Origin of the sequence: Cronobacter sp. JZ38 (genome assembly GCF_008932145.1) — a bacterium.
Lineage (GTDB): Bacteria > Pseudomonadota > Gammaproteobacteria > Enterobacterales > Enterobacteriaceae > Cronobacter > Cronobacter muytjensii.
Genome location: NZ_CP017662.1, coordinates 2,626,053 through 2,649,283, shown reverse-complemented (window position 1 = coordinate 2,649,283; position 23,231 = coordinate 2,626,053). Strand labels below are relative to the sequence as shown.

The following is a 23,231-nucleotide window of genomic DNA, read 5'->3' as shown; positions in this document are numbered from 1 at the left end:
CCTGGCAAGGGGTAAACGTCAATTTTCTTTCATATTTCACGCGATTGCCGCGTATTTGCGCAGAATGCTGACAAAGTGATCGGCGTCAGGGGCGGTGTGCGTGTTCATGCAAATCATTCGGCTAAAAAAAGCCGCCCATCGGGGCGGCGTTGAGCTTAGCGCGCGGCGCGCGCCAGGATCCGTTCCGACGGCTGGCGTTGCAGATAGCGCATACGCCACATCATCAGAATAGCGGCTGAGGTGAGACCAATAATAAAGCCGAACCAGAAGCCCGCCGGGCCCATCGGCTCCACTACCCAGTCGGTCAACGCCAGAATATAGCCACTCGGTAACCCCAGCACCCAGTAGGCAACAAAGGTGATAAAGAAAATCGAGCGCGTGTCTTTATAACCGCGCAGCACGCCGCTGCCGATCACCTGGATGGAGTCGGAGATTTGATAAATCGCCGCCAGCAGCATCAGGTGCGAGGCGAGGGTGACGACTTCCGGGTTGTCGTTATAGAGCAGGGCGATAGGCTCGCGGAAAACGACGGTAAAGAGCGCCGTCAGTACGGCAAGACAAATCCCTACCGCGATGCCGGTACGCGCGGAGGTCTGCGCCTCCAGCGTTGAGCCCTGGCCGAGACGGAAGCCAACGCGAATGGTCACAGCAGCGCTCATCGACATCGGCAGCACGAACATCAGCGAGCTGAAGTTCAGCGCTATCTGATGACCCGCCACGTCAACAATCCCGAGCGGCGACACCAGTAGCGCCACCACGGCGAACAGCGTCACCTCGAAAAACAGCGCCAGCGCCACCGGCAGGCCGAGTTGAGCCAGACGGCGGATCACCGGCCAGTCAAAACGGCTGGCGCCCGACTGCGGGCGGATGTCGCGCATCGATCCCGCGCGACGGACCCAGAAGTACATGCAGATGAACATCACCCAGTAAACCGAGGCCGTCGCCACGCCGCAACCGACGCCGCCGAGCTCCGGCATGCCAAAATGACCATAGATAAAAATGTAGTTCACCGGGATATTCACCAGCAGGCCGATAAAGCCCATCGCCATGCCCGGCGTGGTTTTTGCGAGCCCTTCGCACTGGTTGCGCATGACCTGGAAGAAAAGATAGCCGGGCGTGCCCCACAGCAGCGCACGCAGGTAATTGACCGCCTTATCGGCGAGCTCAGGGTCGATGTTATGCATCGCGCGGATAATATGTCCGGCGTTCCATAGCACCACCATAATCAATACGGACACCATGCCTGCCAGCACAAAGCCCTGCTGCACCTGATGCGCGATGCGGTCGCGACGGCCGGAGCCGTTCAGTTGGGCGATGACCGGAGTGAGAGCCAGCAGCAGACCGTGACCGAAGAGAATGGCCGGCAGCCAGATAGACGTGCCGATAGCGACGGCCGCCATATCGGTGGCGCTGTAGCCGCCTGCCATTACGGTATCGACAAACCCCATCGAGGTCTGGGCGATTTGCGCGAAAATCACCGGGATTGCCAGAGCTAATAACTGACGCGCTTCGATAAAATACTTCTGCACGTGAACACCTGTATATTGTTGTTATTTGAAAGACAAAAAATGCCGCCGCAACGGGCAGCGAGAAGAAAATGCAGGGGAATGAGTCAGACTATTGTAGCGAGAGTTCACTATTAAGCCAGTGAAATAATGCGCTTAAGACCGCTCAGGCTGGCAAGGGGATATTCCACCTGTTATTGTTCTGGTTATGAAACTTGCGGCTGTGCGCCGCCATTTTAGCGAATCCAGGAGTGGCAAATATGTTTACCGGTATTGTTCAGGGCACGGCGAAAGTGGTGGCCATCGATGAAAAACCGAATTTCCGCACCCATGTGGTGGAGTTGCCGGACGCGCTGCTGCCGGGGCTGGAGACGGGCGCGTCGGTGGCGCACAACGGCTGCTGCCTGACGGTGACGGAAATTAACGGCAACCGCGTCAGCTTCGATTTAATGAAAGAGACGCTGCGTATTACCAATCTCGGGGATTTACAGCCAGGCGACGTGGTGAACATTGAGCGTGCGGCGAAATTCAGCGATGAAATTGGCGGTCATTTAATGTCCGGGCATATTATGACCACGGCGGAGGTTGCGAAGATCCTGACCTCAGAAAATAACCGGCAGATCTGGTTTAAAATTCAGGATCCGACGCTGATGAAGTATATCCTGCACAAAGGTTATATCGGTATCGATGGTATCAGCCTGACGGTAGGTGAAGTAACCGCGACACGCTTTTGCGTATTCCTGATCCCGGAAACGCTACAGCGCACCACGCTCGGGACCAAAAAACTGGGCCAGCGGGTGAATATCGAAATCGATCCGCAGACCCAGGCCGTGGTGGATACCGTCGAGCGCGTACTGGCCTCGCGTGAAGCCGCCGCTGCGATTGCTTCGCAACTCAACCCCGCGGAATAAGCACGTCGCTGGTGGGCTCAGGCGCTCACCAGCGTTCCCCGCACCCGTTCGCCCGGCGCGTCACCGGCCAGCAGCGCCACCGCCTGCCGGGCGATGCTCTCCAGAGAATAGGTAATAGCCGGCACGCCCTCAAGCCCGGCGCCGCGCCCTGAACTCTCAAGACTAAATACCAGAACCTGCTCCGGCACCGCGAAGCGGTATTCGCGCAGCATCGCCACGGCATCGCGCGCCTGGCTGTCGTCGGTCACGAGCAGCGCGTTGAATTTAACGCCGCTGTTAATGAGCTTTTGCAGCGCGATGCGCAGCACCGGCTCGTCTTCAATAATGCGCTGGCGATGAAAAGGCACCAGATGATTTTCCGCCGCCTGGCGGTAACCCTGGAGAATTTCGGCTGCCGCGTCGCCCGCCGGAAAGTTAATCAGGGCGATATCGCGGCGCTGGTGGCTGCATAAATATTGCACCGCGGTCTGGGCGGCGAAGAGCCAGTCAAACTGGATGCCCTGAGCGGTGGCGGCGCTGAGGCAATCCACCAGGATAACGTCATCATCAAGCGGTGGCAGGGGGAAACGGGCGCCGACTATCATCAGCGCGTCGCACAGGCCCGAATCCAGCTCGGCGCGCGCGCGCGTGACCTCCTGCGCGGAGCTGGCAAAACGCAGCAGCAGATGTTTGCCCCGCTGGCTGAGCTGCTTTTCCAGCGCCTGCAGCCAGCAGGTGGCCTGCTGAATGTGTTCGCTGGCGCAAATCACGCCAATGCAGTGGGTAGTCTGACTGGAGAGCGACTGCGCGATCGCGTTCGGCTGGTAGTTGAGCATTTCGGCGGCGCGCAGCACCGCCAGACGGCTCTCTTCTTTCACGCCGCGATTGCCGCTCAGCACCCGGGATACGGTAGCTTTGGAGACGCGCGCCAGGCGCGCGACATCATTGATGGTGGACATCATCTTTTCCTGCAAAGCGTGGCGGCGCGAAGGCCGCCACTCGGTTACTCATCAAACCCGTTCTTTGCCGCCACCTGGCGGTACCATTCACCGCTCTTTTTAATCGTGCGTTTCTGGCTTTCCAGATCGAGCGACACAAAGCCGTAGCGATTCTTATAGGCATTGCACCAGGACCAGTTATCGATAAAAGTCCACATGTGGTAGCCCAGACAACGGCTGCCTTCGCTGAGGCCCTTATGCAGCCACTTCAGGTGATCGCGCACGAACTCGATGCGGTAATCATCCTGAATCTGCCCCTCATGCTCGAAGCGCTGTTCGTTTTCCACACCCATGCCGTTTTCTGAGATATAGCAGCGCGGGTTGCCATACTCTACACGCAGGCGGGTGAGAATGTCGTAGATGCCTTTCTCATAAATTTCCCAGCCGCGGTAGGGGTTCATTTTACGCCCTGGCATTTCATAAGCGCTGAAGAACCACTCAGGCATAAACGGGCTGTCCGGATTGACCTGCGAATCCCGGCACTGAATGCGGCGCGGCTGATAGTAATTGATGCCGAGCAGATCCACCACACCCGCCGCCAGCAGTTCTTTGTCGCCAGGCTGGCAGTCGGGCAGTTGATCGTACTGAGCCAGCAGCGCCACCAGATCTTCCGGGTAGGTGCCGCGCAGCGCCGGGTCGAGGAAACTGCGGTTGAACATCAGATCGGCAATATGCGCCGCTTTGACATCCGCCGGATTCTGCGAGCGCGGGTAAGACGGCGTCAGGTTCAGGATAATGCCGATTTCACCGCCATCGTTACGCTCGTGGTAGGCCTTTACCGCGCGGGCATGCGCCAGCATGGTGTGATACGCAACGGTCGCCGCGCGGCGGAAATCCACCACGTTCGGGTAGTGGAAATCGTACAGATAGCCGCCTTCCACCGGCACGATCGGCTCATTAAAGGTAAACCAGTGGGTCACGCGGTCGCCAAAGAGTTCAAAGCAGGTGCGCGCGTAGGCTTCAAAGGCGTCAATCACCCTGCGGTTCTCAAAGCCGCCCTGTTCCTGGAGCGACAGCGGCATATCAAAGTGGAAGAGATTAATAAATGGCGTGATGCCCTGGCGCAGCAGTTCATCGATAACCTGATTGTAGAAGGCGACCGCCTCTTGATTGACCGCGCCGGTGCCGTCCGGGATCAGGCGCGCCCAGGAAATGGATGTCCGAAAGGTATTGTGATTGAGCGCCTTCAGCAGCGCGATGTCTTCTTTCCAGTGCTGATAAAAAGTCGAGGTCTGCGCCGGGCCGACACCGTGGTGAAAGCGCTCCGGTTGCAGGCGGAACCAGTGGTCCCAGGTGGTGGGCGTTTTGCCATGGCTCAGGCTTTCGCCTTCGGTTTGCGGCGCCGAGCTGGCGCTGCCCCACCAGAATCCTTCAGGAAATGAGTAGTGCATATCCATCCTCATAGCTCAGTCAGACGCCTGCCGGTACGGCAGGCGGGGTAAAAATCAGGCATTATTCGTGACGGTGTCACTTTCAGGCGTGCCCTGTGCGGTCTCCTGCTTTTGCAGGGTGCGCTCATAGGCTTTAACAAACGGGTAGTACATCAGCGCCGACATCACCATACAGATAAGGCACATGATGACCGGGCTGAAGGCCCAGTTGGCGGCCCATGACGCGCCGACCGGCGCGGGCGTGGTCCACGGCGTCAGCGAGACGACCTGCGCCAGCCAGCCCAGTTTCGTCGCGGTCCATGCCAGCACGGCGTTCACCATCGGCACCAGAATAAACGGCAGGAAGAAGACCGGGTTCATGATGACCGGCGCACCAAACAGAATTGGTTCGTTGATGTTAAAGAGGCTCGGTACAACGCCCATTTTACCGATGGTGCGCAGGTGGATCGCGCGACTGCGCAGCAGCAGGAACGCCAGCGGCAGTGTCGACCCCACGCCGCCAATCAGCAGGTAGTGGTCCCAGAAACCCTGCAGATAGATATGCGGCAGCGCCTGGCCCGCAGCGAGCGCGGCCTGGTTGGCGGAAAGATTCGCCATCCAGAACGGGTTCATAATACCGGTGACGATAAGCGCCCCATGAATACCGGCAAACCACAAAATCTGGCAAATCAGCACGGAAATCAGGATCGCCGGCAGGGAATCAGAGGCAGCCACCAGCGGCGAGAGCAGGTGCATAATCGCCTCCGGCAGGATCATGCCGGTGGTGGATTCAATCAGCAGGTTGAGCGGGTGAAGCGTAAAGACAATCACGACCACCGGGATCAAAATCTCAAATGAACGCGCGACGCCGGTCGGCACCTCTTTTGGCAGGCGAATAGTAATGTTGTGACGTTTCAGAAAGGCATACATTTCGCTCGCGTAAATCGCCGTGATTAGCGCCGTAAAGATGCCCTGGCCGGAGAAATATTGCGTGGAGATAGCGCCGTCTTTATAGGGCGCGGCTACCAGCAGAAAGGCCATAAACGCCAGCAGGCCGGTCATGATCGGGTCAAGCTGATAGTGCTTGCCGAGGCTTGCGCCAATGCCAACGGAGATAAAAAACGTCATTACGCCCATGCTGAGGTTAAACGGCAACATCAGCTGTTCGCGGTATTTCAGCGAGAGATCGAGCCAGGCGCGGCAAAAGCCGTTCTGCGTATCCGGCGAGAAGGGCGGAAAGATAAACACCAGCAGAAACGAACCAATGATCATAAACGGCAGGGCGGCAAGAAAGCCGTCCCTGATGGCCACCACGTGACGCTGCGAACCCATTGCGCCCGCCAGCGGCGTAATTTTGTTTTCAATAACATGGACCATACTCTGGTACAGACTCATGAGGCATTTCCTTTCTCAGGCAGGGGGAATGGCGCTCAGTGTGAAACAAAATGGAAACCGGTTTCCATGCGTCTGTCACCTGATTGTCGCCGGGATCACTTTTATTGAAGGAAACGTCGTGAAAGCGTGAGAAATATCACAAAGCAGGCAAGAGAGAGTGGCAAAAAACCCCCGGCATGCGCCGGGGTGAGCGTTTAGCGGGCGACGCGCAGGCCGTTTTCCACGCCGCGGCTGAAGACGACCTGCCAGAGCTGGATATCGCGCGCGCGAAACGCGCCCGCGCAGGCGTTCAGGTAATAGGTGAACATCCGTTTAAACCGCTCTGAGTAGTTATCGGCGATGTCCGGCCAGGCGGTGAGAAAACGCGCGTACCAGGCCATCAGGGTTTTATCGTAATCCGCGCCGAAGTTATGCCAGTCCTCCATCACGAAGTGTGGCTCGCTGGCGGCGGCAATCTGGCGGGCCGAGGGCAGACAGCCGTTCGGAAAGATATATTTATCAATCCACGGATCGACATTGTTATCGGTTTTGCGCGAGCCGATGGTGTGCAGCAGGAACAGCCCGTCAGGCTTCAGGTTACGGTCGGCGACATTGAAATAGGTGGCGTAGTTTTTCGGGCCGACATGCTCGAACATGCCCACCGAGACGATGCGGTCGAACTGAGCATTGAGATCGCGGTAATCCTGCAAAAGGATCGTCACATCAAGGCCGTCACAGCGCGCCTGCGCCATCTTCTGTTGCTCGGCAGAGATAGTCACGCCGGTGACCGACACGCCATAATGTCGCGCGGCGAACGCGGCGAGACCGCCCCAGCCGCAGCCGATATCCAGCAGCGTCATACCAGGCTTGAGTTCAAGCTTTTCGCAGATCAGCCGCAGCTTAGCCTGCTGGGCGTCCTCCAGGTTATCCGCCTCTTTCCAGTAACCGCAGGAGTATTGCATATACGGGTCGAGCATCCGGCTGAAGAGATCGTTGCCGAGATCGTAATGCTCTTTACCGACAATCCAGGCGCGCTTTTTCGATTGCAGATTAAACAGACGGGCGCCGAGGATGCGCAGCGTATCTTTGAAATGGTGAGGGAGCTGGTCTTCAAGCCCCGCACGGAGCACCCTGGTGAAGAACAGATCGAGGCGTTCGCACTCCCACCATCCGTCCATATAGCTTTCGCCAAGGCCGAGAGAGCCTTCCTGTAAAACACGTTTAAAAAAATCCGGGTTTTTTACCTGAATATCGGAGGGAGCGGGGCCGTTAACGGTTATCCCGGCCCGGCTGAGCAGTTCAGCTGCAATGCGATACCAGTGGTTATCCGGTATGTTGACTTCTTCCAGACACGATGAACTCATAGCTTCTCCATCACTGATGTGACCAGAACCTTAAAACAGCGTAGTCGCAATTTTCGGTATGTGAGAAATATCACGGAAAGGTCCGCGAGCCTGATATCCGACGTAGAACAGAGGAAGGGAGATGCCCCTTGCCAGAATAGTCATTCCAGAAAAAACGGGAGCCAGCGGCTCCCGTTACTACATAATATTTATGGTATTTATCGTAGAGCCGCGAATCAGTATAGGCCTCGCATTACGATGATTCAACCATTGACAGTTAGCACGCTAATAACAATAAGTCATATTATCGCCCACCTGATTACCGCACGCTGACCTGACGCCCGCGAAGCCGCCAGCCAAGACCCGCCAGCAAGACTGTCGCCAGCATCACGCTGGTGGTGGAAAGCAGCGGTGTTGCGACCAGCCACGAAACCACCAGACTCGCCACAAAGCACAGCCCCAGTTGCAAAGTATTCTGCAGCGCGGCGGCGCGTCCGGTCGCCTGCGGGAAGGGCAGCAGCGCGGCGGCCACGACAATCGGGTAAATCGCGCCGTTCGCCATCGCCATCAGGCAGAAGGGAATAAGCAGCGTCGTCAGCGTCACCGCATCGCTTAAGCCTACAAGCCAGGTGGCAAGCACACTCAGCGCATAACCGACAAGCAGCCACGGCAGCAGCTTCTCGCCGTGCCATTTTTGCAGCGCGCTGCGACAGCCGTAGCCGCCGATAAGAAAGGCGATAGTCTGCGGTACATAGCTTAAGCCTATCACCGCCGGGCTGTAGCCCATCGCGTGCAGGATAAACGGCGAACCGGTCAGCCAGGCGAAAAAGCTGGCGGAGCAGGCGGCGTAGATCAGCACATTGCCGCTATAGGCGGGCGAGCGCAGCAGCATGGCGAAGCTCAGCGGCTCGCCGTCGTGGTTGCCTTGCGGCGCGCCTGCGGGCAGACGCAGCGCCGGGATCATCAGCAGCAGCGTAATGGCGAACAGCACCACGAAAATCGCCTGCCAGTCGAAATGGTTCAGGATCCAGCTGCCAAGCAGCGGCGCCAGTGCCGGGGAGAGCCCCACCAGCGGCATAATGGTGGCGAAAATACGCCGCGCCTGCTGGGCCGGGTAGCGGTCCGTCACCAACGCCTGCCAGCTTACCGCAGCCGCACAAACGCCGACTGCCTGAATAAAGCGCAGCGCCAGCAGCGCGCCTGCGCTCTCCACCCAGACGGTGCCAAGACAGCCTGTCGCGAAAATCCCGAGCCCCGCCAGCAAGACCGGGCGACGGCCGAAACGGTCAGAGAGCGGCCCCCAGGCTAGCTGCGCGAGCGCAAAGCCCGCGAGGAACAGACTCAGGGAGGCGCTGATAGCGGACGGCGCGGTATGGAGATCCGCTTCAATTGCCGCGAACGCCGGCAGATACATATCGGTGGCGAGAAACCCGAGCACGCTCAGCCCGGCCAGCCAGCAAAGAAAGCCTTTTGTAGGTCGCATAATGTTTGCTCACTTCGTAATACGCGAAAGAGCCAGGAGTGTACGGAGTGCAAACCGGCTTGTGAAACGTTAATATTTGCCGTTTCCATTCAAAATTTTTGCAGGCAGAAAATGTGGTCTGAATATTCACTCGAAGTGGTAGACGCGGTGGCGCGCAACGGCAGCTTCAGCGCGGCGGCGGCGGAACTCCATCGCGTGCCTTCTGCCGTCAGCTATACCGTGCGCCAGCTTGAAGAGTGGCTGGCGGTCTCTTTGTTTGAACGTCGCCATCGTGACGTGGTGCTGACGCCCGCTGGCGCCTGGTTTCTGCGGGAAGGGCGTTCTGTTATCAAAAAAATGATGATCACCCGTCAGCAGTGCCAGCAGATTGCTAACGGCTGGCGCGGGCAGCTCTCCATCGCGGTCGATAATATCGTGCGCCCCGAACGCACGCGTCGGCTGGTGCTTGATTTCTACCGCCACTTTTCCGATGTCGAATTGCTGGTGTCGCAGGAGGTGTTTAACGGCGTCTGGGACGCGCTGGCGGACGGACGCGTGGAAGTCGCCATCGGCGCCACCCAGGCGGTGCCGGTGGGCGGCGGGCGCTTCGCGTTTCGTGATATGGGCATGTTGAGCTGGCGCTGCGTGGTGGCGAGCCATCATCCGCTGGCGCAGCACGCGGGCGCGCTCAGCGATGACAGTCTGCGCGATTACCCGTCGCTGGTGCTGGAAGACACCTCGCGCTCGCTGCCCAAACGCATCACCTGGCTGCTTGATAACCAGCATCGCGTGGTGGTGCCGGACTGGCACTGCGCCGCCGACGCGCTGAGCGAGGGACTGTGTATCGGCATGGTGCCGACGCATTTCGCAAAGCCATGGCTGGACCGCGGCCAGTGGCGGGCGTTGACGCTGGAAAACCCGTTCCCGGACGCCGCCTGCTGCCTGACGTGGCGGCAAAGTGACGCCTCGCCCGCGCTGCGCTGGCTGCTGGATTACCTGGGGGACAGTGAAACGCTGAACAAGGAGTGGCTGCGGGAGCCAGACTGAGCGGGCTCCCGGCAGGGATTAACGGCGATAGTCGCGGAACGGACCGTCCGCCACCGAGCGGCGTTCGATAAGGCGCGGGTGCACCTCGATAGTCTGGGACTCTTCGCGTTTATTAATGATGCGATCAAGCAGCATATTAAACGCGGTCTGACCCAGCGTTTCCTTCGGTTGATGGATGGTGGTCAGCGCCGGGCTGAAGAAGCGGGCGTTGCGCACGTTATCGTAGCCGATGATGGAAATATCCTGCGGCACGCGCAGGCCCATCTCGTCGGCGGCGCAAATCGCGCCCATCGCCATGATATCGCCGCCGCAGAACACAGCGGTAGGACGCTGCGGCTGGGAGAGGATCTGCTGCATCGCGCGATAGCCCGATTCCGGCTCGAAATCGCCCTGCACAATCCAGTTTTCCGGCACTTTAATCATCGCTTCTTCCAGCGCCTTCATAAAGCCGGAGAAACGCCCGACGCCGGTGTTGCGCTCAAGCTGGCCGGGAATCACCCCGATATCGCGATGACCGCGCTCAATGAGATAGCGCCCCGCGAGGTATCCGCCCTGGAAGGCGTTATCGATAACCGAGTCGGTGAAATCCGCTCTGGCTTCGCCCCAGTCCATCACCACCATCGGGATATGACGGTACTCCTCGAGCGTGGCGAGCAGCGGCTCCGGGTATTCCGAGCACATCACAAGCAGGCCATCGACGCGCTTTTGCGCCATCATCGACAGATAAGCGCGCTGCTTTTCCAGATTGTTGTGGGCGTTGCCGAGGATCAGCGTATAGCCTTTCGCGAAGCAGCTGTTTTCAACGGCTTCGATGATTTCCGCAAAATAGGGCGCTTCGCTGCTGGTGGAGAGCAGGCCGATAGATTTGGTGTGGTTCACCTTCAGGCTGCGCGCCACGGCGCTCGGCGAATAATGTAATTCTTTGATTGCCGCCCACACCGCGTTGCGCGTCTCTTCCGCCACAAAACGGGTTTTGTTAATTACATGTGAGACTGTTGTAGTAGAAACGTTTGCTCGCTTCGCGACGTCTTTAATTGTTGCCATTAATCATCACTCCAGACCCCTCGCTGAGCCCTGTAAAATCACGGGTTAATCGTTTGCCTGTACACACCCCTGTGTGCCACGAGGGGACGTGCGGCATGCCGGGAAACGCGACATTTATCGTGAGGAGGGGTCGATGGCCGGTACCGAATAAAGTAGCGACGAATTTTGGCTTATCTTTATCGAAAGGGGAAGAGGGAAAACGCATATCTGGTTAAATGTCGCAGGATTTTTCGGCGCGTTTATGCAAAAATGCGCTCTACCTGTTTTTTATGGGGTCTTTAAGGAGAAAACCATGAGTACCGATCTGAAATTTTCGCTGGTCACCACTTTTATTGTACTGGGTTTAATTGTGGCGGGCGCGTTTACCGCCATTCTGCATTAAGGGTGTCGCGGGGGAGCGCGCCTGTTCTCCCGTCTTCTTTTTACAATTCCTGCGCTTAACCCGTTTTCTTTCGTTACCGCCTTTCTTTTTCACCTTATTCCCTTATGATTCGCTGATAACACTATTTGCGAGTTCATTAACACCTTCGCAATAATATTTTGCTGTTTTTGTTACTTATCTTTTCGGCCTGAAAATGCCATTCTTCCTGCATCCTGCTGTAACGCCGTGAATTCCCGGCGCTGTTGTACAATTTCTGGAGCAATTAATGAAAGTCAATTTCCCTTTACTGGCACTGGCCATTGGTGCTTTTGGCATTGGCACGACCGAATTTTCCCCGATGGGGCTGCTGCCGGTGATCGCCCACGGCGTTAACGTCTCGATCCCCGCAGCCGGTATGCTGATTAGCGCCTACGCGGTTGGGGTCATGGTTGGCGCGCCGCTGATGACGCTACTGCTGTCGCATCGCGCCCGGCGCAGCGCCCTGATTTTCCTGATGGCGATTTTCACGGCAGGCAATGTGCTGTCGGCGCTGGCGCCGGATTACATGACGCTGATGGCCTCGCGTATTCTCACCAGCCTCAACCACGGCGCGTTCTTTGGGCTTGGCTCCGTGGTGGCCGCAAGCGTGGTGCCTAAGCATAAGCAGGCGAGCGCCGTCGCGACGATGTTTATGGGGCTTACCATCGCCAATATCGGCGGGGTGCCTGCGGCGACCTGGCTTGGCGAAACCATCGGCTGGCGCATGTCGTTCCTCGCCACGGCAGGGCTGGGTCTGATAGCGATGGCGAGCCTCTGGTTCTCACTGCCGAAAGGCGGCAGCGGCGAGCGCCCGGATGTGAAAAGCGAACTGGCGGTGCTGATGCGCCCGCAGGTGGTGAGCGCGTTGCTGACCACAGTGCTCGGCGCGGGCGCGATGTTCACGCTCTATACCTATATCGCCCCGGTGCTGCATCATATTACTGACGCCACTCCGGCGTTTGTCACCGCGATGCTGGTACTGATTGGCGTTGGTTTTTCCATTGGCAACTATCTCGGCGGCCGTCTGGCGGACCGCTCGGTAAGCGCCACGCTGAAGGGCTTTCTGCTGCTGCTTATCGTCATCATGGCGGCTATTCCGTGGCTGGCAAAAACCGAGATCGGCGCGGCGGTCAGCATGGTGGTGTGGGGCGCGGCGACGTTCGCAGTGGTGCCGCCGCTGCAGATGCGCGTGATGCGCGTCGCCAGCGAAGCGCCTGGCCTGTCGTCATCGGTGAATATCGGCGCGTTTAACCTCGGCAACGCGCTTGGCGCGGCGGCGGGCGGCGCGGTTATCCATGCGGGCTTCGGCTACAGCGTGGTGCCGGTGATGGGCGCGCTGATTGCCGCTCTCGGCCTGCTGCTGGTGCTGCTCTCCGGGCGGCGAGAAACGCAAACGGCCTGTCGCGCGGAATAAAGTGTGTAACGAAAAAAACGGAGAAGGGCGACCTTCTCCGTTTTTTTGATAGCGAGCGCCGATTTAACGGATCGTGCGCGGTGTCATGACCCGGCGCGCGCCGACATAGTGGCGCTGCCAGTAATCTTCGCTGAGCGAGGTTATCTGAATTTCCTGTCCGCTACGCGGCGACTGGATAAACTTGCCGTTGCCGACATAGACGCCGACGTGATCGGCGGTGCCGCGACCCTGGGTGCGGAAGAACACCAGATCGCCGCTTTCCAGCTCGCCACGATTTACTGGTGCGGCATCGCGCAGGTGATACATTTCATTGGCGGTGCGCGGAATGCGGAATTTCACCAAATCCTTATACGCATACCAGACCAGGCCGCTGCAGTCGAAACCGGTACGCGGCGAAGTGCCGCCCCAGTGATACGGTTTGCCGATCTGGTTCATCAGCTTGTTCATGGCGGTGGTCTGGGCTTTTTTCACGCGCGCTTTATGGGCGTCCGCGATAGTCAGCGGCCCGTTAACGCATTGGGTTTTGCGGTTTTTACGGGTTTTTGAACAGGTTTGCGCGGTCAGACGGTGGCTGGCCTGTTTAACGGAATTACCGGAAGCGCGACGGGAAGCGGTTTTACTGACAGTGGATGAGGTCTTGCTGGTGCGTTTGGCGGAGGTGGTTCGCTTCTCGCTGGCAGTTTTCGCCGTTTTAGTTTTGGTTGCGTTTTTGCTTTTACTGGCGGTCTGACGGGTTTTTGTGCTGGTTTTCTTTTTCACCGTACTGGCGTGCGCTTTTTGCACCTTCGAGGCGCGCGTCTGCTCCGACGCCTGCGCGAAAGGCGCAAAAGCCAGTGATGAAGTCATTAACAAAGCACAGAGCGTGAGAGCAATTTTTGTTTTGCGCGCCACTGAGCATTCCCCTGCATAAAGCCGGCAATCGTGCCAACGGATGAAATTTAAGAGCTTGCTGATTCTAATCTAAAAAAATGTCCAAAGTTAAGCAGCAAATTCTCTTCGACATGCAGTTTCGTTAACCGGCGCAATATTTTCGCCGCTTGCCGCTGCGTCGGCGCGCATTTTAGCGCGCCGCCTCAGAGGAGAATATCGGCAGCGGTAAGAAAAGTGTTATTATTTGCGTCTCTTTCACCACGGCACGGCGCCGGGCTTAAGCGCAAGATTATGCATTTTCGAGACGCTCCGGAGCCGCTACAATGTAAAGCTAACGCCGTAATGACGCTTGAGGAAGTAAGACAATGAGCACTACGCTTGAAAAAATTCAACGCCAGATCGCTGAAAACCCCATTCTGCTGTACATGAAAGGCTCTCCGAAGCTGCCAAGCTGCGGCTTTTCCGCGCAAGCGGTTCAGGCGCTGTCCGCCTGTGGCGAGCGTTTTGCGTATGTCGATATTCTGCAAAACCCGGATATCCGCGCTGAGTTGCCGAAATACGCTAACTGGCCGACCTTCCCGCAACTGTGGGTAGATGGCGAACTGGTCGGCGGTTGTGACATCGTGATTGAAATGTATCAGCGCGGCGAACTGCAGCAGCTGATTAAAGAAACCGCGGCGAAGCACAATCCGCAAGCCCCGGCTGCCGAATAACGACATCACACCATGTACAATAAAAAAGCGGCCTTCGGGGCCGCTTTTTTTTACGTTGCGTGAAGCTTATTCGCCGTCGGCAGGCGGCATGTTATCAGCGTCCGCCACAGGCAGCGGCCAGCCGCCGAGGCGTTTCCAGCGGTTCACGATTTCGCAAAACAGCAGGGCGGTCTGCTCGGTATCGTAGAGCGCGGAGTGCGCCTGGGTGCTGTCAAACGCCATGCCTGCCGCGATGCAGGCCTTGGCGAGCACGGTCTGACCCAGCGCCAGACCGCTTAACGCTGCGGTGTCGAAGGTGACGAACGGGTGGAACGGGTTGCGTTTGAGCGACGCGCGCTCCGCCGCCGCCATCATAAAGCCGTGATCGAACGTGGCGTTATGGGCCACCATAATCGCCCGGTTACAGTTGCTCTCTTTCATGCCCTTGCGCACCATTTTGAAGATGGCGTGTAGCGCGTCATATTCGCTGACGGCGCCGCGCAGCGGGTTATGCGGATCGATACCGTTAAATGCCAGCGCTTCCGGTTGGAGAATCGCGCCTTCGAAGGGCTCAACGTGAAAGTGCAGCGTCTCATCGGGGGTAAGCCAGCCATCGGCATCCATTTTCAGGGTGATGGCGGCAATTTCCAGCAGCGCATCGGTTTTCGCGTTAAAACCGGCGGTTTCCACATCGATGACAACAGGGTAAAAGCCACGAAAACGGTCGGCCAGACCGGTCAGTTGAGCGTTATCGGACATCAGCGTCTCTTAAGTTTGGGGGATCAAAGCAGCGCGCATTATGGCAAATTTCACGACGGGATGCAGCAAGGCGGGCAGAACGCCCGCCGGAGGGATCAGTTGCCGAGGCCGCGGCCCGCGTCTTTCTCTTCGATAAGCTCGATTTTGTAACCGTCCGGATCTTCAACAAAAGCGATAACGGTGCTGCCGCCTTTGACCGGGCCCGCTTCACGGGTGACGTTGCCGCCGTTGTTACGGATACGCTCGCAGGCTTCTGCGGCGTTGTCCACGCTGATGGCGATGTGGCCATAGGCGGTGCCGAGCTCATAGCTCTCCACGCCCCAGTTGTAGGTCAGTTCAATGACGGCCTCTTCGCTCTCCGGGCCGTAACCGACGAAGGCCAGAGAATATTTATATTCCGGGTTTTCACTGGTGCGCAGCAGTTTCATGCCGAGAACGTTGGTGTAGAAATCGATGGAGCGTTGCAGGTCGCCAACGCGCAGCATGGTATGAAGTAAGCGCATAAGATCCTCTTAAATAAACGGACTGTGATGAAGCGTCTGTATAAAACAGTATTTTAGTATAGCGGCGGGAGGCCGCCGCTATCAATTTGGATCACAGGGTGGGGTAGTCGATATAACCTTCCGCGCCGCCGCCGTAGAAGGATTCCGGGCGTTGCGGGTTGAGTTCGGCTTTTTTACGCAGGCGTTCGACCAGATCCGGGTTGGCGATATAGTCGCGACCAAACGCCACCGCGTCAATCAGGCCTTTGGCAATCAGCGCCTCGGCTTTCTCACGCGTGTAAGCGCCCGCGCCGATGATGGCACCGTCAAAGCGCTCGCGTACTTTCTGACGGAATTCGTCGGTGTAGGGCACGCCGCCCGCCCAGTCCGGCTCGGACATATGCAGGTACGCGATACCGCGCTTGTTCAGCTCTTCAATCAGGTAGAGCGCGTCGGCTTCTTCGTTCGGGCCGTTATCAACGTTCTGGAAGGTGCCAATCGGCGACACGCGAATGCCGATGCGGTCGGCGCTCCACTCTTTGCTGACGGCGTCGACCACTTCCAGCACAAGACGGGCGCGGTTTTCAACGCTGCCGCCATACTGGTCGGTGCGCTGGTTAGAGGACGGCGACAGGAACTGATGCAGCAGATAACCGTGCGCGGAGTGCAGCTCGACCATATCGAAACCGGCGTCGCGCGCATTGCCGACGGCGTGGCGGAAATCGTCAATGATACCCGGGATTTCGTGAGTTTCCAGCGCGCGCGGCGTGGTGGTGTCGACGCGGATAGCCTTGCCGTTTTCATCACGCAGCGAGGTGCGGGTGCCAGAGTGGATGGCGGATGGCGCAACCGGCGCGGCGCCACCAGGCTGGAGGCTGCTGTGTGAGATGCGGCCCGTGTGCCAGAGTTGTACGGCGATACGGCCATCAGCCTCGTGTACGGCGGCGGTGATTTTTTTCCATGCGGCAACTTGTTCATCGCTGTGCAGGCCCGGCGCGCCCGCATAGCCTTTCGCCTGCGCGGAAACCTGGGTGGCTTCGCTGATAATCAGCCCGGCGCTCGCGCGCTGGCGGTAATATTCCACCATCATCGCGGTAGGAATATCGCCCGGCTCAATACTGCGCAGGCGCGTCAGCGGCGCCATAAATACGCGGTTAGGGGCGGTAATGGCGCCCACATTCAGCGGGGTAAACAGCTTTTCGTCTTGCATAATCACTCCTGAGTAGACCGGTCGTCTTGTAACGAGCTAAATAAAAAAGCGCCGCCAGCGGCGGGCGCTGAGTTAAAGCATTTCTTTGACGTGCGCCAGCGCGCTTTCCAGCGGCGCGCCGCTGCGCGACACTTTGGCCTGCAGGCTCGCGCCGAGCCAGAGCACGTATAACACCTGAGCCTGTTGATGCGCGCTGCCATTGAAGGTAAACACCTTCGCATCGCGACCGCGCGCAAGGGCGCCAGCCAGCAGGTCCATCACCTGGGCTGCGCCTTTATCGAGCGCGCCGCGCATATCTTCCGACAGATCGCACACTTCCGCGCAGAGCTTCACCGTGAGACAGCCCGTCATTTTGCCGGTCTGGCAGTAATGACTGAGCGTTTCTTCAAACCAGGCGAGGAGCTGCTCGCGCGCCGGGCCTGCCGGGCTGAAGTGCTGCTCAAGGCATGCCTGATAGCGCGCGTAATGCCGCTCCAGCATCGCCACGCCAAACGCCTCTTTAGAGCGAAAGTAGTGGTAAAAGGAGCCCTTCGGCACGCCTGCCGTTTTTAACAGTTCGCTTAACCCCATGCCTGTGAAGCCGCGTTGCAGGCAGAGCTGCTCGCCAGTGGCAAGGAGGTGTTCACGCGTGTCATGTTCAGGTGTTCGGTTCATACGTTCCAATTTAGTAGACCGGTCGGTCTAATGCAAGTCGCCTTATTCATAATAGCCAGAAACGTTAACTTTTCCGGCAGGCGCTAAGCATATCCTGCTGCGGCTGATAAAGCGAAGTCTGGATATTCATGATGCCGAGCACGGTTGAGAAGAGGTTGTCCTGAGAAACCTCATCCGACGCCGCATGCTGACTCAGGCACGCCATATCGACGCCATACTGGCGCGCATAATCGCCGGAGAGCCAGAACAGCAGCGGAATGTGGGTCTGCTGTTCGGGCGCCAGCAGATACGGTGTGCCGTGCAGGTAAATGCCATTTTCGCCCAGCGATTCGCCGTGATCGGAAAGATAAACCAGCGCCGTGTTCATGGTCGCCTGGCGCTTGCGCAATGCATCAATGGTGCGGCTCAGCACGTCATCGGTATAGAGCACGGTATTGTCGTAAGTGTTAATCAACGCCTGGCGATCGCAGTCCTGAATTTGATTGGTGTCACAGGTGGGCGTGAAGCGGCGGAAATTATCCGGATAGCGGCGATAATAGGCCGGGCCGTGGCTGCCCATCAGGTGCAGGACAATCACCGAATCCTGCTTCAGCCCATCCAGGACGTTATCAAAACGCCACAGCAGCGCGTCGTCGAGGCACGACGCATCTTTACAAAAATCGTTGAGCTTCCACTGGGTCATATCCGTGTGAGGAATGCGGTTGCAGGCGCCTTTACAGCCGCCATCGTTATCGCGCCACAGCACGTTGACCCCCGCGTGCGCCAGGACATCCATCAGGCCTTCCTGATGGTGCGCCAGTTCCGCATCGTAATGCGCGCGGGGCATCCCGGAGAACATACAGGGCACCGACACCGCCGTTTCTGTGCCGCAGGACGTGGCGTGCGGATAGAACACCACGCCCTGTTTTTTAAGCTGCGGATTGGTGTCGCGCGTATAGCCGCCGAGCGAATAATTCTGCTCGCGAGAGGCTTCGCCAATCACCACCACCAGCACGGTTTTTTTCGGCTGCTGGCGAATGAGCGGGCCTTTTTTCGCGTCTTCGCCGATGCGCACCAGCGTCTGGTCGCCCGCGAAAAAGCGCGAATGGGTGTATTTCACAATGCCGCTGATGTAATTAGCGGGCGTAACCATCTTGGCGATGTTTTTATTGTTACGAAACAGCGAGGCGTAATCCTTATAAAAGAGCGACGCTACAAGGATAATCACCAGCAGGCTCGCGAGAATGCTGACCAGGCGGCGCAGGGCCGTCCAGAGCAGGCTGCCGGAAGTCACCTCGACGCGGCTCAGCAGCAGCGCTGGCAGTAACCCCGCTATCGAAAGCCACGCGATAAGCTGCGGCGTGATTAGCGCTTCGGCCTCCTGGGAGTTGGTCTCGAAGATATTGACCATCATATTCTGGTCGATAACCGCCCCATAGGTATACATGAAGTAGCTGCTGGCGGCGGAGCCGAGCAGCAAAATAACCAGTACCGGTTTTCGCAGCCACGGCAGATTAATGATGCTGAAAATCACCAGCCAGGCGCAGAAAAGCACTAGCGGCACGGTGGCGGCAAACAGCATCTCGTGCAGGTGTCGCGGCGCGATAAGCGACCAGCAACGGCCAATAAACAGGGCGTTGATCAGCGTGAAGAGCAGGGCGCTAAACAGGTTAAAACGCAGATCGCTCCAGCGTAGTTTTTTTATCATTGCCATCATAAAAGACTCCATTAACGATGGCGGCAGTCTACGGCGCAAAGATTAGCGAAACCTTAACCTGCGCTTAACGAGCCGTAATGCAGGTTCAACGAACGCTCAACGACCGACGATTCGCGCGGTCGGTCGGGCCGCTTTATCAGGCGAACTTGCAAGCCGGCGCAGTTCGGGCTTCAATTGTAACTATCATGTTAACGAGGAGCCGTTGTGGCCGAGCAGCTCGAGTTTTTCCCCGTTCCCAGTCCCTGTCGCGGCATCTGCCAGTCGGATGAGCGTGGCTACTGCCGTGGCTGTATGCGCAGCCGCGATGAGCGCTTTAACTGGCAGAAAATGAGCGACGCTCAGAAGCAGGAAGTACTGCGCCTGTGTCGTCAGCGCATGCTGCGTAAGCTGCGCGCCGGGCGCAATGAGCCTGATGAAGAACCGCAGCAGCCTTCACTGTTTTAACGACGCCGGTCGCGTATAATCCCGCGCAATTTTTCTTTCTGAGGTAGTAACTTATGGTTGAGCGTATTCTCATGGCGCCCCAGGGGCCGACGTTTTCGCGCCTGGTGATGGGCTACTGGCGTTTAATGGAGTGGAACTACCCGGCCCGCGATCTGGTCGGATTTATCGAGCAACATCTGGAACTTGGCGTCACTACGGTCGATCACGCCGACATTTACGGCGGCTACCAGTGCGAAGCGGCGTTCGGTGAGGCGCTGCGTCTCGCGCCGCACCTGCGCGAGAAAATGGAAATCGTCACCAAATGCGGCATCGCTACCACGGCAAAACCGGAAAACGCGATTGGCCATTACATCACCGACCGCGCGCATATTTTGCAGAGCGCGGAAAACTCGCTACGCCATCTGAATACCGATGTGCTCGATCTCTTGCTGATCCATCGCCCCGATCCGCTGATGGATGCCGACGAGATAGCGGAAGCGTTCCTCGCGTTGCATCAGAGCGGCAAAGTGCGCCATTTCGGCGTCTCTAACTTCACGCCCGCGCAGTTCTCGCTGTTGCAGTCGCGCCTGCCGTTTACGCTTGCCACAAACCAGGTAGAAATTTCCCCGGTGCACCAGCCGCTGTTGCTGGACGGCACGCTGGATCTGCTCCAGCAACTGCGCATTCGCCCGATGGCCTGGTCCTGTCTCGGCGGCGGTCGGCTGTTCAGCGATGACCGTTGTGCGCCGCTGCGCGCCGAACTGCAACAGGTGGCTGAAGAGACAGGCGCAGAGACTATCGAGCAGGTGGTGTATGCGTGGGTGATGCGTCTGCCGTCGCGCCCGCTGCCGATTATCGGCTCCGGCAAAATCGAACGCGTGAAAAGCGCGGTCGGCGCGCTGTCGCTTGAGCTGTCCCGCCAGCAGTGGTTCCGCATCCGCAAAGCCGCGCTCGGTTACGACGTACCGTAACGCCATTATTCCCGCCTTTCCGGTGAGTTTCGCCATGTTGTTATAGACTTAACGGGACTCACCTGAAAACTGGAGGGAATATGAAGCGATTGACTCTGGCGGCGCTGGTGCTGCTGGCATGCGGCGCCGCCCAGGCCGCCAGCGAAGAAGTGGAACTGCGCCTCGCCACCGATCAGGGCGTCGGCCAGTCTGTCGGTACGGTAAAAATCACCGAAACCGATAAAGGGCTGGAGTTTGCGCCCGACCTCAACGGCCTGCCGCCAGGCGATCACGGCTTTCACATTCACGCCAACGGCAGCTGCGAACCGGCCATGAAAGACGGCAAAATGGTAGCGGCAGAAGCGGCCGGCGGCCATTTTGATCCTCAAAATACCGGTAAACACGCCGGGCCGGAAGGCGACGGGCACTTAGGCGATCTGCCGGTGCTGGCGGTTAATAATGACGGTAAGGCCACCGATCCGGTAATCGCGCCGCGCATCAAAAAGCTTGAAGAAATCAAAGGCAAAGCCCTGATGGTGCATGTCGGCGGCGATAACATGGCCGATCATCCTAAACCGCTGGGCGGCGGCGGGGGACGTTACGCCTGCGGCGTTATTTAACCGTTCGGCTGGCGTCGTCCTGCTGCGGCGCGGGCGACGCCTGTTCGAGCTGCGACAGCGAACACCACAGCCGCCAGATAATTCCCGCGAGGCGGCGCGCGTCAGGCTGGTGATGACGGGCAAGCGTCAGGCTGATGCGTTCAAGCTCGCCGAGCGCCGCCGCGAGGGGGCGCTGACGCACGCCTTTCACGCTCATCACGTCCCGTAATGTCTCAATACAGATATCGCGCACCTGCGACAGCGGGTCAGCGCGGGTTTCCCACTCGCGCAGTTGCCACACCACGTGCGAACAGTTGAGCAGCACGACGCCCCAGCGCAAAAGCCAGCGGCGGGTGGCGTCGTCTTTACTGCTGCTAAGCTGGCTGATGTGGTGGTAAACCAGCGACTCAAACGCCGCTTCGCCGCGCTGAGGAGCGCGGCTGAGCTGATCGATAAACCCGCGGCGCAGGGCGCGAATATGGCGCAGCCCTTTGCGGCGGTCAGAACCGGGCCGCAGCACCGCGAACGCCACCCAGCAGCACGCCACGCCGCAAATTTTCGCCAGATTGTCATTGAGAAAATCCGCCAGATCGTAAACCGGCGGGTTGGTGACCGCGATAAACGATCCCATAAAGACGATAAGCTGACCCCAGAGCCCGGCAAAGCGCGGCTGTTGCAGTTTCAGCAACTGCATGGTGGTGAGCAGCGGGAACAGAAACAGCAGAAACTGCCAGAGAACGGTCACCTGCACCATCAGGCCGAATTTCACGACAAAGCTGAACAGCGTCAGCAACAGTAACGTGCGCAGCAGCAGGTTCAGCGAATTATGCGGCGACGGCGAGGCGGAGTAGAGCACGCAGCTTATCGCCGCGAGCGTCAGCGCGCCGCTGCCCGCCTCCCAGCGGGTGTTGATGGCCCAGGCGCCGATAAGCGTAATGACGCAAAAAGTACGCAGTGCGCTCCAGAGCGCCTCGGCATTATCGGTATGGCGCGCGAGCGGCGGGGCGGCGGGGACGTTGACTGGCGCATCGGCAAAGGGCGTGTCGAGCCTTGCAATCCAGCGCTGGCTGTTCATCCAGACGCGGCAGAAATCGCGCAGCCGCAGCCAGAACGCCTGATGGCGGAAATCGCCGTCCCCGGACGGCGCGAGCGTCGCCAGTATTCTCGCGACGCGCAGCGGGCAGGGCTTCGGATGTCCCAGCTCCGCCAGCAGCGTATCAAGCCCGTCCCACAGCGCATCCGGCGGCTGCGGCCAGTTCAGCAGCAGGCGGCGCAGGCCGGAGATATAGCTCGTCAGGCGTAGCTGCTGGTGCAGCAGGTAGTTGAGGAGCTGGTTTTGCTGACGGATACGGTAATGGCTCCAGAAAGCCTGAATGCGCAGCAGATTCAGCGTCAGCACCTGCGTGATGACGCCTTCGTGCGCGGTGCGGATGGCGTCGGTCGTCTGCGGCTTCCACAGCAGGCTCGCATGCTCAAGCAGGCGTCCCTGCATTTTGCGCAGCGCCCCAAGAAACGTCACGCTGTCGGGCGGGCCTGGCATGACCATCATCATCAGCCCGCCGCACAGAATGCCGACAATCACCTCGCAGACGCGTGACTGGGCAATATTCCAAAGCTCCGTGGTCTCGGTGGTATTGACCAGCGGAAAGGCGATGATGGCGGCGGTGTAGCCCGCAAGCTGGAAAGCGTAGGCGGCGTTATTATGAAAATAACCGGAGACCCAGGTGCAAAGCGCGAGCCACAGCGCCATTGCCCAGATAAACAGCCACGGATCGTTAAGCGTATGCCCGGCGATAATCAGCGAGGCGCTGGCCCCGAGCAGGCTGCCGGCGATGCGTCCGAGGCTTTTACTTATCACGCCGCCAACGGTCGGGAAGCTCACCACGGCGGCGGAGGTCATCGCCCAGTAAGGCTCGTCAAGCTCCAGCACGTAAGCGATGGTGAGCGCCAGCGACATCGCGATGCCGTTTCGAAGCGCGTAGCGCCACTGCGCGCGGGTCGCCTTGCCCCACGGGGAGTGTTGCCAGGTCAGCCAGTCCAGATTCATCG

22 protein-coding genes are annotated in these 23,231 nt (G+C 58.6%); 8 read left to right on the top strand and 14 right to left on the bottom strand.

Annotated elements, in window-relative coordinates; all coding sequences use genetic code 11:
- Positions 1-155: 155 nt before the first annotated feature.
- Entirely contained in the window at positions 156-1,529 is a 1,374-nt protein-coding gene (mdtK, locus tag BJP61_RS12645) for an MdtK family multidrug efflux MATE transporter (protein ID WP_171998478.1), read from the bottom strand.
- Between the two features lie 236 nt (positions 1,530-1,765).
- On the opposite strand from mdtK, the gene BJP61_RS12640 reads away from it, so the two are divergent.
- Positions 1,766-2,416, top strand: coding sequence for a riboflavin synthase (locus BJP61_RS12640; protein ID WP_038863199.1), 651 nt, complete (start codon positions 1,766-1,768; stop codon positions 2,414-2,416).
- Positions 2,417-2,433: 17 nt separating this feature from the next.
- Here BJP61_RS12640 and BJP61_RS12635 read toward each other — a convergent pair whose 3' ends face one another.
- The 5 genes from BJP61_RS12635 to punC all read right to left on the bottom strand — a co-directional run bounded on the left by BJP61_RS12635 (position 2,434) and on the right by punC (position 8,963).
- Positions 2,434-3,354 (bottom strand): LacI family DNA-binding transcriptional regulator, encoded by a 921-nt coding sequence (locus BJP61_RS12635; protein WP_038863198.1) that lies wholly within the window; start codon positions 3,352-3,354, stop codon positions 2,434-2,436.
- Between the two features lie 44 nt (positions 3,355-3,398).
- Positions 3,399-4,784, bottom strand: a complete 1,386-nt coding sequence (locus tag BJP61_RS12630; protein WP_171998477.1) for a glycoside hydrolase family 1 protein — start codon at positions 4,782-4,784, stop codon at positions 3,399-3,401.
- 54 nt (positions 4,785-4,838) lie between these two features.
- A complete protein-coding gene (locus BJP61_RS12625) occupies positions 4,839-6,158 on the bottom strand; it encodes a PTS sugar transporter subunit IIC (RefSeq protein ID WP_038863196.1) in 1,320 nt (439 codons plus the stop codon).
- A 194-nt stretch (positions 6,159-6,352) separates the two neighbouring features.
- A complete protein-coding gene (cfa, locus tag BJP61_RS12620; RefSeq protein ID WP_171998476.1) occupies positions 6,353-7,501 on the bottom strand; it encodes a cyclopropane fatty acyl phospholipid synthase in 1,149 nt (382 codons plus the stop codon).
- A 298-nt stretch (positions 7,502-7,799) separates the two neighbouring features.
- Positions 7,800-8,963 (bottom strand): purine nucleoside transporter PunC, encoded by a 1,164-nt coding sequence (gene punC / locus BJP61_RS12615; protein WP_075192106.1) that lies wholly within the window; start codon positions 8,961-8,963, stop codon positions 7,800-7,802.
- Between the two features lie 111 nt (positions 8,964-9,074).
- Between punC and punR the strand changes: the two genes are divergently transcribed.
- On the top strand, positions 9,075-9,989 hold the full coding sequence (gene punR / locus BJP61_RS12610; protein ID WP_038863191.1) for a DNA-binding transcriptional activator PunR: 915 nt from the start codon (positions 9,075-9,077) through the stop codon (positions 9,987-9,989).
- Between the two features lie 18 nt (positions 9,990-10,007).
- On the opposite strand, the gene purR is transcribed toward punR, so the two are convergent.
- A complete protein-coding gene (gene purR, locus BJP61_RS12605; protein WP_007718682.1) occupies positions 10,008-11,033 on the bottom strand; it encodes an HTH-type transcriptional repressor PurR in 1,026 nt (341 codons plus the stop codon).
- 292 nt (positions 11,034-11,325) lie between these two features.
- On the opposite strand from purR, the gene BJP61_RS12600 reads away from it, so the two are divergent.
- Both BJP61_RS12600 and BJP61_RS12595 read left to right on the top strand, forming a co-directional pair.
- Positions 11,326-11,415: a YnhF family membrane protein gene (locus tag BJP61_RS12600; RefSeq protein ID WP_038863190.1), complete on the top strand. Its 90-nt coding sequence runs from the start codon at positions 11,326-11,328 to the stop codon at positions 11,413-11,415.
- A 265-nt stretch (positions 11,416-11,680) separates the two neighbouring features.
- The gene (locus tag BJP61_RS12595) at positions 11,681-12,847 is read left to right on the top strand and encodes an MFS transporter (RefSeq protein ID WP_161581634.1); all 1,167 of its coding nucleotides are present in this window, start codon (positions 11,681-11,683) and stop codon (positions 12,845-12,847) included.
- Between the two features lie 63 nt (positions 12,848-12,910).
- Here the strand turns inward: BJP61_RS12595 and BJP61_RS12590 are convergent, their stop codons facing one another.
- A complete protein-coding gene (locus tag BJP61_RS12590) occupies positions 12,911-13,738 on the bottom strand; it encodes a C40 family peptidase (RefSeq protein ID WP_038863187.1) in 828 nt (275 codons plus the stop codon).
- A 344-nt stretch (positions 13,739-14,082) separates the two neighbouring features.
- Between BJP61_RS12590 and BJP61_RS12585 the strand changes: the two genes are divergently transcribed.
- Entirely contained in the window at positions 14,083-14,430 is a 348-nt protein-coding gene (locus tag BJP61_RS12585) for a Grx4 family monothiol glutaredoxin (RefSeq protein ID WP_038863186.1), read from the top strand.
- A gap of 66 nt (positions 14,431-14,496) precedes the next feature.
- Here the strand turns inward: BJP61_RS12585 and rnt are convergent, their stop codons facing one another.
- The 5 genes from rnt to eptA all read right to left on the bottom strand — a co-directional run bounded on the left by rnt (position 14,497) and on the right by eptA (position 19,207).
- Positions 14,497-15,168, bottom strand: a complete 672-nt coding sequence (gene rnt, locus BJP61_RS12580) for a ribonuclease T (RefSeq protein ID WP_075192104.1) — start codon at positions 15,166-15,168, stop codon at positions 14,497-14,499.
- A 95-nt stretch (positions 15,169-15,263) separates the two neighbouring features.
- Positions 15,264-15,671, bottom strand: a complete 408-nt coding sequence (gene gloA, locus BJP61_RS12575; RefSeq protein WP_038863184.1) for a lactoylglutathione lyase — start codon at positions 15,669-15,671, stop codon at positions 15,264-15,266.
- 91 nt (positions 15,672-15,762) lie between these two features.
- Positions 15,763-16,860, bottom strand: a complete 1,098-nt coding sequence (locus tag BJP61_RS12570) for an alkene reductase (protein ID WP_171998475.1) — start codon at positions 16,858-16,860, stop codon at positions 15,763-15,765.
- Between the two features lie 72 nt (positions 16,861-16,932).
- Complete coding sequence (locus BJP61_RS12565; RefSeq protein ID WP_038863182.1) at positions 16,933-17,514, bottom strand: TetR/AcrR family transcriptional regulator; 582 nt, start codon at positions 17,512-17,514, stop codon at positions 16,933-16,935.
- A gap of 64 nt (positions 17,515-17,578) precedes the next feature.
- On the bottom strand, positions 17,579-19,207 hold the full coding sequence (gene eptA / locus BJP61_RS12560; protein WP_171999323.1) for a phosphoethanolamine transferase EptA: 1,629 nt from the start codon (positions 19,205-19,207) through the stop codon (positions 17,579-17,581).
- Positions 19,208-19,414: 207 nt separating this feature from the next.
- Here eptA and BJP61_RS12555 point away from each other — a divergent pair, with 207 nt between their 5' ends.
- The 3 genes from BJP61_RS12555 to sodC all read left to right on the top strand — a co-directional run bounded on the left by BJP61_RS12555 (position 19,415) and on the right by sodC (position 21,203).
- A complete protein-coding gene (locus BJP61_RS12555) occupies positions 19,415-19,654 on the top strand; it encodes a DUF1289 domain-containing protein (RefSeq protein ID WP_038863178.1) in 240 nt (79 codons plus the stop codon).
- Positions 19,655-19,707: 53 nt separating this feature from the next.
- A complete protein-coding gene (locus tag BJP61_RS12550; protein ID WP_038863176.1) occupies positions 19,708-20,604 on the top strand; it encodes an aldo/keto reductase family oxidoreductase in 897 nt (298 codons plus the stop codon).
- A gap of 80 nt (positions 20,605-20,684) precedes the next feature.
- A complete protein-coding gene (gene sodC, locus BJP61_RS12545) occupies positions 20,685-21,203 on the top strand; it encodes a superoxide dismutase [Cu-Zn] SodC (RefSeq protein WP_075192102.1) in 519 nt (172 codons plus the stop codon).
- On the opposite strand, the gene BJP61_RS12540 is transcribed toward sodC, so the two are convergent.
- Positions 21,196-23,229, bottom strand: a complete 2,034-nt coding sequence (locus BJP61_RS12540) for an FUSC family protein (RefSeq protein ID WP_038863173.1) — start codon at positions 23,227-23,229, stop codon at positions 21,196-21,198. The two genes, sodC and BJP61_RS12540, sit on opposite strands and share 8 nt — an antisense overlap.
- Positions 23,230-23,231 lie beyond the last annotated feature (2 nt).

Coding starts and splice junctions, on each gene's coding strand:
- BJP61_RS12630 (WP_171998477.1), bottom strand. CDS start 4,784: ATGCACTACTCATTTCCTGAAGGATTCTGGTGGGGCAGCGCCAGCTCG.
- punC (WP_075192106.1), bottom strand. CDS start 8,963: ATGCGACCTACAAAAGGCTTTCTTTGCTGGCTGGCCGGGCTGAGCGTG.
- BJP61_RS12585 (WP_038863186.1), top strand. CDS start 14,083: ATGAGCACTACGCTTGAAAAAATTCAACGCCAGATCGCTGAAAACCCC.
- BJP61_RS12625 (WP_038863196.1), bottom strand. CDS start 6,158: ATGAGTCTGTACCAGAGTATGGTCCATGTTATTGAAAACAAAATTACG.
- BJP61_RS12570 (WP_171998475.1), bottom strand. CDS start 16,860: ATGCAAGACGAAAAGCTGTTTACCCCGCTGAATGTGGGCGCCATTACC.
- eptA (WP_171999323.1), bottom strand. CDS start 19,207: ATGGCAATGATAAAAAAACTACGCTGGAGCGATCTGCGTTTTAACCTG.
- rnt (WP_075192104.1), bottom strand. CDS start 15,168: ATGTCCGATAACGCTCAACTGACCGGTCTGGCCGACCGTTTTCGTGGC.
- BJP61_RS12540 (WP_038863173.1), bottom strand. CDS start 23,229: ATGAATCTGGACTGGCTGACCTGGCAACACTCCCCGTGGGGCAAGGCG.
- BJP61_RS12595 (WP_161581634.1), top strand. CDS start 11,681: ATGAAAGTCAATTTCCCTTTACTGGCACTGGCCATTGGTGCTTTTGGC.
- BJP61_RS12600 (WP_038863190.1), top strand. CDS start 11,326: ATGAGTACCGATCTGAAATTTTCGCTGGTCACCACTTTTATTGTACTG.
- punR (WP_038863191.1), top strand. CDS start 9,075: ATGTGGTCTGAATATTCACTCGAAGTGGTAGACGCGGTGGCGCGCAAC.
- cfa (WP_171998476.1), bottom strand. CDS start 7,501: ATGAGTTCATCGTGTCTGGAAGAAGTCAACATACCGGATAACCACTGG.
- purR (WP_007718682.1), bottom strand. CDS start 11,033: ATGGCAACAATTAAAGACGTCGCGAAGCGAGCAAACGTTTCTACTACA.
- BJP61_RS12565 (WP_038863182.1), bottom strand. CDS start 17,514: ATGAACCGAACACCTGAACATGACACGCGTGAACACCTCCTTGCCACT.
- BJP61_RS12640 (WP_038863199.1), top strand. CDS start 1,766: ATGTTTACCGGTATTGTTCAGGGCACGGCGAAAGTGGTGGCCATCGAT.
- gloA (WP_038863184.1), bottom strand. CDS start 15,671: ATGCGCTTACTTCATACCATGCTGCGCGTTGGCGACCTGCAACGCTCC.
- BJP61_RS12550 (WP_038863176.1), top strand. CDS start 19,708: ATGGTTGAGCGTATTCTCATGGCGCCCCAGGGGCCGACGTTTTCGCGC.
- sodC (WP_075192102.1), top strand. CDS start 20,685: ATGAAGCGATTGACTCTGGCGGCGCTGGTGCTGCTGGCATGCGGCGCC.
- BJP61_RS12635 (WP_038863198.1), bottom strand. CDS start 3,354: ATGTCCACCATCAATGATGTCGCGCGCCTGGCGCGCGTCTCCAAAGCT.